Source organism: Butyrivibrio sp. AE2032 (genome assembly GCF_000702965.1).
Genome location: NZ_JNLF01000004.1, coordinates 810,540 through 822,861, shown reverse-complemented (window position 1 = coordinate 822,861; position 12,322 = coordinate 810,540). Strand labels below are relative to the sequence as shown.

Below are 12,322 nucleotides of genomic sequence, written 5' to 3'. Positions count from 1 at the left end.
TCATGGACATTAGAAAAGAACTCGGCAGCAGACCGATCATCATGGCCGGTGCCGGTGTTTTCGTGATCAACGACAAAAACGAAGTGTTGCTTGGCAGAAGGACCGATAACGGATTCTGGGGACTGCCGGCAGGTTCGATGGAACTCGGCGAAAGCTTTGAGGAGTGCGCGAGAAGAGAGACGCTCGAAGAGACGGGTCTTCATTGCGGCAAACTCATTTATCTTGATCAGCTGTCAGGGAAGGATACTTATTATGAATATCCGAACGGCGATCAGGTGTATCTTGCCTGTTGTTATTATGTCTGCTTCGACTACTCGGGCGAGATGAAAGTGCAGGAGGAAGAGGTCTTTGAACAGAGATTCTTCAGCCTGGATGAACTGCCTGAAAACATTGACCCCGTAGACTCCGTGCTTTTCGGCAAACTCAGGGAATTCCTTAAGAGATCAGACTCCTAAAGTATCACAGAATCTCATGAAAGCCTTCATGCCGTCAGGGTCTCTTTTGAAGACTCCGGCACATTCGAGTATCTTTGCAAATGCTTTGCCGATCTCGCACCTTATGGCTTCACGTATCTTTTCTTCTGTGGACAGATCGTAATTTCCGCGCCAGCCGGCTACCCATTCCGCGTGCTTTGAGATCATGTCATTTGAAGTCAGATCATCGCCGTTTGCAATGGCATTCGCGAGAATTGTCATCTCGTTCTTGAGTCTTGCGGGAAGAACAGCAAGTCCCATTACCTCGATCAGGCCGATGTTCTCTTTCTTGAGGTGATGGTATTCCTCGTGCGGATGGAAGACACCCATCGGATGTTCTTCTGTGGTGATGTTGTTCCTGAGGACGAGATCCATCTCAAATCTCATGTCATTCGTTCTTCTTGCGATGGGCGTGATGGCATTGTGTCTTGTGCCGTCTTCCGAGTAAGCGCGGATGAATGCGGAACCGTCGCTGTATGCAAGCCATTTCTGAAGTATGTGTTCGGCACAGGAAACGATATCTTCCTTGCTGTCAGCCTGAAGCCTGATCACGGACATGGGCCATTTGATCGTTCCTGCATTTACGTTTTCAAATCCCTTTATGGTAAACATCTCTTCGTATGGGGCTCTGGCCATGGGGAATTCATAGCGGCCGCCCTGGAAGTGGTCGTGGGATAATATGGAACCGCCGACTATCGGGATGTCGGCATTTGAACCTGCAGTATAGTGAGGGAACTGATCCACAAAATCGAGAAGCTTTACAAAGGTGCCGCGGTCGATCCTCATCGGGATGTGCTTCCTGTTAAGGATGATGCAGTGCTCGTTGTAATAAACATAGGGTGAATACTGAAGATAGTATTCCTCGCCGCCGAGTGTTACCGGGATTATCCTGTGGTTCTGTCTCGCCGGGTGGGATACCGTTCCGGCATAACCCTCGTTTTCGGGACAGAGGAGACACTTCGGGTAGGATGTGCTCTTTGCTCTGCCCTGGGCGGCGATATCCCGGGGATCCTTCTCGGGCTTGCTCAGATTGATGGTGATGTCTATGTCTCCGTATTCAGTCGGAGATTTCCATTTGACGTCTTTGGCGATGCGGTCGCAGCGGATGTAGTTGGTCTTTTTGGACAGCCCGTAATACCAGTCTGTGGCGATCTCCGGACCTGCTTCGTACAGTTCCCTGAATGTGTTGATCACTACTGAGGGCGGCGGTGTAAGGATGCCCATGAGCTTTGTGTCAAAAAGGTCCTTGTTGGCGATGGAATCGCTTTCAAGTATTCCTTCGGCAAGAGCGTAGGAGATGATGTCCTCAAGTATGAGATGAAGTTCTCTCGGAGCAGGCATGCTGTCCGGTTCCCGGTATTCATCGAGACCGAGAACGGGCAGGAGGGAGTTGATGGCATATGTCCTGTCGAGGTCATTTGTCAGACCGCTCCTGACTGCGTAATCGACCAGTTCCGATATGTATGTAAAGATCTCCGGGGCTTTATCCATTTCCCGATACCTCCTTCATTTTATCTCGATGCCGCCGTATTTTCTGATGGTCAGGATCTCGCATGAATCCTCACCGAATAAGCGGTCCATGTAATCTTTGTACTTTTCGGCATTCTCTTCTTTTACGAATGCCTGTATGGTTCCTGCAAATCCTCCGCCGTGGACTCTCGCCGCTTCGTCATCTTCCAGGATGATCCCGCTTACAGCCAGCGCGAGTGACATGTTCTGCGTTCTGACATCGGTATTCGTGTAGACATTCTGGAGATACTTAAACGAAGAATCCCCTGATTTTCTTACCAGGGAGATGAAGGTCTTTATGTCGCCTTTTTCGAGCGCCTCAGCTTCCTTGCCGGCACGCTTTGTTTCTTCTTCGAAATGGAGCGCGCGGAGCACTGCACGGTCTCCGGCTTTACTTCTTAATAGACTCATATTGTCCATTATCTCGTCCAAAGAAACGTCCCTTAATTTATCGTGTCCCAAAAGTTCTGCGACTTCAGTCATCTCTTTGGGGATAGCCGCGTATTCGGCGGTCAGGTCTGCATGGGAGCCTTTTGTATCGGTGATGCACAGCACGTATCCGGATCCTGCGAGATCGAAATTGATGCGCTTTACGACGGGCGCCGAAGGGTCCTTAAAATCGATATAGACAAGGCTTCCGACTGAGCATGCCGTCTGATCCATGAGTCCGCAAGGCTTACCGAAATAAACATTCTCGGCTTCCTGACCGGCAAGCGCAATGGTTACCGGATCTATCTCCGAGCCGTTGAAAAGACCTGATACTATTGTTCCGATTAGCGTTTCAAATGCCGCGGAAGAAGACAGTCCGGCACCGATGAGAACGTCGCTTGTTATATATGCGTCAAAAGCGCCGAGGGAATATCCGCGGTTCTTCAATGAAGCGAGAACGCCCCTTACCAGAGCTGCCGTGGAGTTCTTTTCTTCAGGCTTCATGCCGAGATCATCTGTCTTAACCGTGACAGGACCGAAACCTTCCGCATTGACCCGGATCTCATCTCCGGTTGTCCTGCGGACGACGGCTATTGCATCCTTGTTTACCGCAGCTGCCAGGACTTCGCCTCTCTGGTGATCGGTGTGGTTGCCGCCTATCTCCGTGCGTCCCGGAGCGCTGAAGATCCTGAGATCATCATGTCCGTCGCCGAAGATCTTAATAAAGGTCAATACGGCGTCGGCATAGCGCGAAGGCTGCCGGATGGCAGCTTCCAAACCGTATATATCCTGAAAAACACCAATTCCAAACTCAGCCATGGTACACCTCCTGATAATCGAATTATAAGTTGTAACATGAAAACATTCGAGAGGAACGGGCATGCGCTTTTGCACAGGAAATGGAAACCAAGTTTGTGCAAACTGGTTTCCAAAACGACAGGAAATGCCGATCTTAAACTGCTATCATTATGGCAGGAAACTCGAAATGTGGAATTTGGTTTCCATACGGCAGGTGCGTTTGGCACAACGTTACGGAGGAACCTTACATGGCTAACGGTGATGATCTGAGAAACAGGATACTGGACAGCACGATAGTAGTCTTTAACCGCAAGGGCATAAGACTGACAATGGCAGACATTGCCACCGAGATGTCGATCAGCAAGAAAACTATATATAAGGAATTTGAAAGCAAGGACGAGCTGTTCGACGCGATGGTCGATTATATCTTCGGTTCCATAAAAGAGAAGGAACAGGAGATCGCAAATGATAAGTCGTTAGGCACCGTGGAGAAACTGAAAAGACTTCTTGGAGCGATGCCGGAGAAGTACAACGGGATCAACTATCAGGATCTTGCACCCCTAAAGGAAAAGCATCCGAAGGTCTATAAAAAGATAGTAAGAAAACTTGAGACCGGCTGGGGAACAACGATAGAACTCATCGAAAAAGGCAAGGCTGAAGGCGTCATAAGGGAAGACGCGGACGTCGGGATATTGAAGATAATGCTCGAGTCTTCCATCGAGAAACTGATCTCGGGCAGCACGTTAAAGAAGAACAAGATCAGATATGTCGATGCACTGAACATGATCGTTGACGTTCTGGTCGACGGGATCGCCGTACACTGAAACAGCAGGAGGCAATAAACCATGAACAGATCTGAGAGCGTATTCGGAAACATGCAGCCTTCTTCCGTACAGAGGAAAGCGGTAAGATCCAAGGCCAAGTATCAGAAAAAATTCGGAGACGACAGCAAGGCGGATTATTCGGCCGTTGTTGTCCCCAATGAATATATAGGAGACATGCTTGGCGTAAGCAATATCGCCATCGGCAGCGCCGCGCCCGGAACGGCTGAAGGGTTCGATAAGGAAAAGGGTATCATCGTCGGCAACATAAGGATGGGATTCGGTCATTACAGGATATCGATGGCGATCGCATCCGCCGCAAATCACATGGGCTATAAACCTTACTGGATGGATCTTAATTCTTATAAGCAGACCACCTGCACGAAGGTGATATCGGCGCAGAACGATCTTTATTCCACGGGTTCACGTCTCTCGCAAAAGAGCAGGCTCTTTAACAGGATCGTTTGGGAACCTCTGAACTACGAGGGATTCAGACAGCTTACCTATAATTCGGGCGACCAGAAAAATGCGGAACTCATGGCACCTGTCTTCGCGAACGTTCCAAAGGACATTCCCGTGGTCGCAACACATGTCTGGCCCGCACAGGCGGCTCTTCATGCTGACATGAGATATGTCGTGAACGCCATTCCCGACAACTGGCCGATGGCGCTTCATTTCGCGGAAGGCAGCATACATACGGTTCAGACGCATTATGCTTATCAGGGCTACCGTATCTGCAACGGAATGGCAAAGGATAAGGTGCTTTCCCCGATGCCTGAAGACAATCTTGTCTATACGGGGCACTACATCGATCACGAGCTTGTCGCAAATATTGAGGAAGACTGCAGAAGGAGACTTGAGCGCAAGGCTCAGGGAAAACCGATGAGATTCCTTCTTACAATAGGCGGAGCAGGCGCGCAGAAAGAGATCTTCGCCGCGATCATAAATGAACTTATGCCGGCAGTAAGGGAAAAGAAAGCAGCCCTCTATGTGAATATCGGTGACTACATGAATGTGTGGGATGACTTAAAGAAGATGTGTCCGGACATAGGTATGTCGACGACGACCCACTTCAATAACTGGAACGATACGGTAAAGTTCGCTGGAGATGCGCTGGACGGAGATGTCGAAGGAATCCATCTCTTCTGCCATGACAACATCTTTGAGGCGGTATATGCCACGAACCTCCTGATGAGGTCCTGCGACGTGCTTGTTACAAAGCCTTCGGAACTCGCTTTTTATCCTGTGCCGAAGCTCTTCATAAAGAGAATCGGCGGACACGAACAGTGGGGCGCGATACATTCCGCGGAGATCGGCGACGGTACTCTCGAGTGCAGGGATATTCCGCACACTCTGCAGATGATAAACCTGTTCCTGGAAGATCACACAACGCTTGAAGGTATGTGCGGATGCATCGTCAGGAACAAAGAGAACGGCATCTATGACGGAGCTTATGAAGTCGTCAGGATCGCCATGGAAATGAAGAACAGCTGAGTGCATACATGTGGAAAGGAGAACGGCTATGAGTACTAAGAAAGGTCTTTCCGGAGTTGAGAAATTTGCATACGGTGTAGGTGCCGTCGGCAAGGACATGGTCTACATGCTCTCGGCTTCATATATCCTGTATTATTTCCAGGACATCATGGGTGTAAGCGCGATCGCAATGGGTCTCATACTTCTCATCGCGAGAGTATTCGATGCTTTCAATGATCCGATAATGGGATTCATCGTCGCGAAAACAAAGACGAAGTGGGGCAAGTTCCGTCCCTGGCTCATGATCGGCACGGTAACGAATGCCGTCATCCTCGTCCTGATGTTTGCCGCACCTCCGTCACTGGACGGCAGGGGACTTGTGGCGTACGCTGCGGTCACATATATCCTCTGGGGTGTTACGTATACCATGATGGATATCCCGTATTGGTCCATGATCCCCGCATTTACGGAAGGCGGTAAGGAGAGAGAGGGACTTTCTGCTCTCGCAAGATCATGTGCAGGCGTCGGTTCCGCTCTTGTAACGATCCTCACTGTCCTGTGCGTAGCTGCACTGGGTAATGCGTTCATGGGAAAGAATACCGACAGCAGGACAGTAACCTATTCATCTTCGGACAGTTCCATCACTTCTTATGTCGTCCGTCTCGATGAGAGCGGAAATCCTACTTCCGACATGCTTACTTTTGATGCCGGTGCAACTGATATCAGGATAGATGTAACGGGTTCTGACAAGGTGTTCGAAGGCAAAGAGATAAAGGACGGCGATGCCGTATACGAAGGCGTCATTACGGTAAGTTCGGATAACGCGAATGTCTATGCCGAGATCAACGGCATGACCATAAGCGAACCCAAGGTCAAATATGCCGACAACGGAAAAGAAAACAGCGGCTCAGTTGTGATCTTCTATGTGGACGCAGAGACTTATTCATCGCTGAAGGATGCTTCAGTCCTTCAGGGCACCGTCAGCATGGAATCGAATCTTGAGACCGAGCGTGTCGGCTTCAAGTATTTCTCGATCATCATCGGCATCCTCTTCATAGTATTCATCACCATAACATGCATCTGCATCAAGGAGAAATCATCCGTCGACATGCAGACAGCATCGGTCAAACAGATGTTCAAGGCGCTGATCCAGAACGATCAGGCCATGACGATAGTACTTACGATCGTACTCGTAAACTCCGCAACGTACATCACTTCGAATCTCCTCATCTATTTCTTCAAATACGATCTGGCAGGTTCGAACTGGCAGGGCAACTACACGCTCTTCAATACATTCGCGGGCGGAATGCAGATCATCGCGATGATGATATTCTTCCCGCTGCTCCGAAGAGCATTTACAACACTTAAGATCTTCTACATAAGTGTCGGCGCTGCGATCCTCGGATATGTGATCCTGCTCGTCATGGCTCTTGCAGGCACCAAGAACGTATTCCCGTTCTTCGTTCCCGGATTCTTCATAATGGCAGCTGTCGGCATCCTCAATGTCATCGTCACGATATTCCTCGCAAACACGGTCGATTACGGCGATCTCAAGAACAACAGAAGAGACGAGTCGGTCATCTTCTCGATGCAGACGTTCGTCGTAAAGCTCGCGTCAGGTATCGCGGCCATGGTCGCATCGGTCTGCCTCGCGGTATTCAATATCCAGGAAAATTCCTCGGGTGCCCAGACTGCTTCGATGCTGGTCCGGAGCCTGAAGGATATGGTATCGGGTGCCGATACCGCCATCGATAATTCATCTGTCGTAGGCCTGAGGCTTGTCATGACGCTCGCGCCCGTCATCCTTCTAGTGATCGCATTGTTCGTATTCAAAGCAAAATATATACTTACAGATAAGAAGCTCGAAGAGATCTCAGGAATGCTCAAAGCAAGGAGATAACGCTATGATCAGTGCCACAGGCGACAAAGAAACACTGTTTATCCTTGATACCGACCATACGACATATGCGATGAAGGTGCTGCCTTCAGGACAGATCGAGCATCTGTACTACGGCAGGAAGATCCGTATTTCGGATGCGGACGGACTAACCGAATATCAGGAATTTCCGGCGGGCAATACCATAGTTCCGTCAAAAGAACACGGCAATCTCACGCTCGAAGACGTAAGGCTCGAGATGAGTTCCTACGGCAAGGGTGATATCAGGGAACCTTTCATTGAGATCGTAAACTCCGACGGCAGCATGACATCGGATTTCAGGTACCGTCTGTTCGAAAAGAAGGAGGGCAGATCAACCGCTGACGAAGGTGAAGAGGACATGCCGAGATCTTACGGGAGCGATGCTGAGATACTTGAGATCACACTTGAAGATAAAGAGAATGATCTTGAGCTCGATCTGGTCTATACGGTTTATCCCTCCTGTGATGTTATCACGCGTTATGCGGTGGTAAGGAACGGCATAAAGAACGATGTCGTCATCCGCAAGATAATGAGCACGCAGCTCGATCTCAATCCCGGCGAATATGTCTTTACGACCTTTACGGGCGCGTGGACGCGTGAGATGAACCGCAATGACATCCCGGTCGGAGGAGCAAGGCTCGTCAATTCGAGTATTACGGGAACATCATCAAACCGCGCAAATCCCTTTGTCATGATCTCCCGGAAAGGCTGCACCGAAGAATACGGTGACTGCTACGGGATCAATCTCGTCTACAGCGGAAATCACTATGAATCAATAGAGAAAAGCTCATCGGGAAAAGTGAGATTCCTTTCGGGCATCAATCCCGACGGATTTACATGGAAACTTTCGAAAGGAGAGTCCTTCGCCAGCCCCGAAGCGGTCATGACGTTTTCGCCTTCGGGATATAACGGACAGAGCGGGCAGATGCATAAGTTTGTATCTGAACACATCCTGCGCGGTCAGTGGAAGGACCGTCTTCGGCCCGTCCTGCTGAATTCGTGGGAAGCTTCATATTTCGATATCAATGAGAGAAAACTCTTAAGACTTGCCAGAAAGGCAAAGAGCGTCGGCATAGAACTCTTTGTCATGGATGACGGCTGGTTCGGAAAGAGAAACAGTGACAACTGTTCATTGGGTGACTGGTATCCCGACAGGAAAAAACTTCCGCACGGAATAAAAGGGCTGTGCGACAAGATAAGGAAACTTGGTCTTGAATTCGGCATCTGGGTAGAACCCGAGATGGTCAATGAGGATTCCGATCTTTACAGGGCGCACCCGGACTGGGCAATAAAGATCCCGGGCAAACACCATTCCGAAGGCAGGAACCAGATGATCCTGGATCTCACGAGAAGAGAGGTTCAGGACTATGTCATAGAAGCTATGCGGAATGTATTCTCTTCTGCGGACATTTCTTATGTTAAGTGGGATATGAACAGGATCTTCTCGGACGTTTATTCTGCCGCGCTTCCGGAAGACCGTCAGGGTGAAGTCTTTCACAGATACGTGCTGGGACTCTACCGCGTCATGAGGACGCTTACAAAAGAATTCCCGGATATTCTTTTCGAAGGATGCGCATCGGGCGGAAACAGGTTCGACCTGGGCATACTGTCTTTCTTCCCGCAGATATGGGCAAGCGACGACACGGACGCGGCGGCCCGCGTAAAGATACAGAACGGGTACAGTTACGGATACCCCATGAGCTGTGTGACGGCGCATGTTTCCGACTGTCCGAACCATCAGACTTTAAGGCGCACTCCGATAGAGACAAGGTTCAATGTTGCCTCGTTCGGAGTGCTCGGTTATGAATGCAATCTCTGCGATATGAAAAAAGAGGATATCGAAGCCGTAAAGGCCCAGATCGCGTTCTACAAAGAACACAGGGAAGTCATGCAGTACGGGCGCTTTTACAGAGGCGGTCTTATTAACGACAGTTCCTGCTGTCCGGAAGATCATGTCACCTGGACCGTGGTGTCAAAGGATAAGAAGAAGGCCGTTGCGATGACCATGCAGATGATGACAAGGCCGGGAATAAAGTGGAGAGTCATAAGACCGAAGGGGCTAAATGAAGAGACACTTTATAAGTTCAGCGGAAGGGATCTTACCTTTGACTTAAGGAACTTCGGCGGTCTTGTAAACTATGTCGCGCCATTCCATGTCAGACAGGACGGCGCGGTCCATGCGCTGATAGCAAAGTTCGTGAAGATGAGGTCCGAGCCTGATTCGCATGAGATGTATGGAGATGCCATGATGTATGCAGGCGTCCATCTGAAGAACGCTTTTACGGGTGCGGGTTATAACGAAAACGTGGCATATTGTCCGGACTTCGGATCAAGGATATATCTGATCCGCGAAGCATAACTGATCAGGTTGCTCTGTATTTTCTCTCGGGATACTTCTCGTAGTATTCCTTCTTGTCGGCATACATCCTCTCATCTGCTATGCGCATCGCAGTGCGGATGTCTTCACCCTCATGGACCGTGTAGGTGCCTACTGCAAAGTGAACATTGTCCCTGTCAGCCTGTTCTTCGAGAGCTTTGAGCCTGACTTCGAGCCCGGTCTCATCCATGCCGTATAAGATGAGCATGAATTCGTCTCCGCCGGCACGGTAGACTTCAGCATCGATGAAAACGCTGCCAAGCACATGTGCAGCTGTCTTCAGGAGGTTGTCACCTGCTGTGTGGCCACTCTCATCGTTTACGCGCTTAAGACCGTTAAGGTCGGCAAAGACGACAGAGTAGGGATATGTGATATAAGCCTTTTTCGAGACTATGTCGTTTACTACATTATTCATTGCATTGCGGTTCTTTGTGCCCGTAAGCATGTCGGCCGAGCTGAGCACTTCGAGCTTTTGGAGCAGCTGGTAATTCGAGATCTCGGAAGCGATGAAGAAAGTCGTCAGCTCAAGTGTTTCCTTGATCTTTACCGTGTTATCCTCGTTAAAGTTCAGTGCCCACATATAGCCCAGAGTTTTGCCGTTGTATTCGAGAGGGAACAGTACGATGTTGCGGACACCTGCTTCGGTAAGTGATCTGTACCATGCCGGATTGACTGATTCAAGCCATTCCCTGTCCTGCTGGTTCTTAATGATGATGCAGGTGCTTCCGTCGAGCGTGGCATCCCAGGACTGCGTTATGTCAAAGAAGCCGTCGTCAAGGTAATGGTCCATGGGAAGTACACCGGATCCTTCACTTATGGATTCACAGAAAGTCTCGCAGGTGCGCTGTTCCTTATCCACTAGAAGTATGCAGCAGTGGTCCGATTCGCATATCTTTCTGATATCGCTGACTACCTCGTTCATCGATTCGCGGGTGTTTGCGGAGGCGCGGAGCTTAATGCATGTCTGAAGGACAGTGGAAGCAGTGTCTGCGGAAAGGCTGGCGCGCTGCTCGGTATCGGCATGAGGTGTTACCTCGTAGGAATATAGACAATATCCGGTGCCTTCCTTGTCGGAATCAAGAGGAAGGAGGAACATGTTGAGCCAGAGATTCATGAAGGGCAGACTTACATAGGTATGGAGGAGCTGTCCGAGGATAGCACTGCGGTAGCAGAAATCCTCGAAATTCTTATTCTGCGGGAAGAATTCCTCGTAAGGCGAACCGGGGACGAATTCCCTGTGCATCGTTGCGAGCATGTCATCGCAATGGGGTTTGTTGCCTGCGACGATGCGGATGTTTCCGTAACGGTCATCCGGGAGCTTATCGACTGACATGATGCAGGCTTTGCTCTTATATCCCGAAAGCAGTTTTTCGAAATCCATGGTGATGCCTCCTTGAAAAACTACCTTGTGCCTAGGATATCACAGACATTTGAGGCTTTGTTGAATTCTTCGCAAACGATACATATTCATAACGAAGAGTTAACGTATATGCTATAATTCCGCGTATGAATCTTCTTAAGAAAAAGTCACTCTGGCTCGGCGCGCTGTTCTTATTGCTGCTCGGAGGAGCAACACTTTACGTTGTCTACCGCGAGCTCCGTGGTCAGGATATATTGGGAACACTGAAGAATGCCAACCTCTGGTGGGTCCTGGCAGCTGTGGTGTCGATGGCCCTTTATGCCGTTGCGGACGGCATAAACATCAGCCGCTGCTTAAGACTTGCGGGTTATAAGCTGACATTCGCGCAGATGATGAAGTATTCTTTTGCGGGCTTTTTCTTCAGTTCGATTACCCCGTCTTCGACCGGAGGACAGCCGGGCCAGCTCTACTTTATGGCAAAGGACAGGCTTAAGGTATCTCACAGCGCTTTTACGCTTCTTTGCGCCCTGCTGAGCTTCCAGTGCGCCGCGGTCGTTTTGGGAGTTGTGGGCGTGATCTTTTCGCACGGAGAGGTATTCAATCTTCAGGGAAAGTTCTCCTATGTTTTTCCGATAGGTTTCGCGCTTAACATCGCGATAATAATAGGTCTGTTCTGCGTGCTCTTTACCAGAAGGATCGCGGGTTTCTTCGCGGGGGCAGGACTTTGGTTCATGAAGATAAGGGGAATAAAGCCCGGTGATAAGTTTAAGTTCCTCAGGTCTTTTGCGGCTTACAGGAAAGCTGCTTCTCTTTTGAGACTCAACAAATCTGTATTTGTTAAGATGCTCATCACATCGTTTATCCAGATAATACTCTTCCATTCGGTCACGTTCTTTTGCTCGCATGCCGTCGGATGCAGTTCTCTCGACTGGTTTACGGTACTGAGGACACAGTCATCGCTTTTCATATCCGTATCTTCGCTCCCGCTTCCCGGAGCTGCCGGAGTAACCGAGTACGGATATGCTCTGTTTTATGCGGATCTTATACCTGAGGCTTTGCTCGGGAGTGCCATGCTTCTGTCGCGTTTCTGCAGTTTTGTACTGCCGCTTGTCGCGAGCGGCCTTGGACTGGCGGCTTTATCAGTTAAGCAGGAAAAATAATGTG

General features: G+C 49.6%; 9 protein-coding genes and 1 pseudogene. 7 read left to right on the top strand and 3 right to left on the bottom strand.

Going from position 1 to position 12,322, the window contains the following annotated elements; all coding sequences use genetic code 11:
* The first annotated feature begins 2 nt into the window (after positions 1-2).
* Entirely contained in the window at positions 3-455 is a 453-nt protein-coding gene (locus tag BO18_RS17680) for an NUDIX hydrolase (protein ID WP_242856586.1), read from the top strand.
* Here the strand turns inward: BO18_RS17680 and BO18_RS17675 are convergent.
* Both BO18_RS17675 and BO18_RS17670 read right to left on the bottom strand, forming a co-directional pair.
* On the bottom strand, positions 444-1,964 hold the full coding sequence (locus BO18_RS17675; protein WP_034448469.1) for a UDP-glucose--hexose-1-phosphate uridylyltransferase: 1,521 nt from the start codon (positions 1,962-1,964) through the stop codon (positions 444-446). The genes BO18_RS17680 and BO18_RS17675 overlap by 12 nt on opposite strands.
* Before the next feature lie 15 nt (positions 1,965-1,979).
* Positions 1,980-3,230: a galactokinase gene (locus tag BO18_RS17670; RefSeq protein WP_034448467.1), complete on the bottom strand. Its 1,251-nt coding sequence runs from the start codon at positions 3,228-3,230 to the stop codon at positions 1,980-1,982.
* Between the two features lie 227 nt (positions 3,231-3,457).
* On the opposite strand from BO18_RS17670, the gene BO18_RS17665 reads away from it, so the two are divergent.
* The 5 genes and pseudogenes from BO18_RS17665 (at position 3,458) to BO18_RS17645 (ending at position 9,780) form a co-directional block, all read left to right on the top strand.
* The gene (locus tag BO18_RS17665) at positions 3,458-4,033 is read left to right on the top strand and encodes a TetR/AcrR family transcriptional regulator (protein ID WP_034448466.1); all 576 of its coding nucleotides are present in this window, start codon (positions 3,458-3,460) and stop codon (positions 4,031-4,033) included.
* 21 nt (positions 4,034-4,054) lie between these two features.
* Positions 4,055-5,524 carry a DUF6937 domain-containing protein gene (locus BO18_RS17660; protein WP_034448464.1) on the top strand — a complete coding sequence of 490 codons (1,470 nt, stop codon included), beginning with the start codon at positions 4,055-4,057 and terminating at the stop codon, positions 5,522-5,524.
* A 28-nt stretch (positions 5,525-5,552) separates the two neighbouring features.
* A pseudogene (locus tag BO18_RS36520) lies at positions 5,553-6,113 on the top strand (MFS transporter); the annotation flags it as partial.
* A complete protein-coding gene (locus BO18_RS36305) occupies positions 6,090-7,403 on the top strand; it encodes an MFS transporter (protein ID WP_081861127.1) in 1,314 nt (437 codons plus the stop codon). The pseudogene BO18_RS36520 and the gene BO18_RS36305, both read left to right, overlap by 24 nt.
* A 4-nt stretch (positions 7,404-7,407) precedes the next feature.
* The gene (locus tag BO18_RS17645) at positions 7,408-9,780 is read left to right on the top strand and encodes an alpha-galactosidase (protein WP_034448462.1); all 2,373 of its coding nucleotides are present in this window, start codon (positions 7,408-7,410) and stop codon (positions 9,778-9,780) included.
* Between the two features lie 4 nt (positions 9,781-9,784).
* Here the strand turns inward: BO18_RS17645 and BO18_RS17640 are convergent, their stop codons facing one another.
* Positions 9,785-11,179, bottom strand: coding sequence for a sensor domain-containing diguanylate cyclase (locus BO18_RS17640; RefSeq protein ID WP_034448461.1), 1,395 nt, complete (start codon positions 11,177-11,179; stop codon positions 9,785-9,787).
* A gap of 125 nt (positions 11,180-11,304) precedes the next feature.
* On the opposite strand from BO18_RS17640, the gene BO18_RS17635 reads away from it, so the two are divergent.
* Positions 11,305-12,318: a lysylphosphatidylglycerol synthase transmembrane domain-containing protein gene (locus tag BO18_RS17635; protein WP_034448459.1), complete on the top strand. Its 1,014-nt coding sequence runs from the start codon at positions 11,305-11,307 to the stop codon at positions 12,316-12,318.
* The last annotated feature ends 4 nt before the right edge of the window (positions 12,319-12,322 follow it).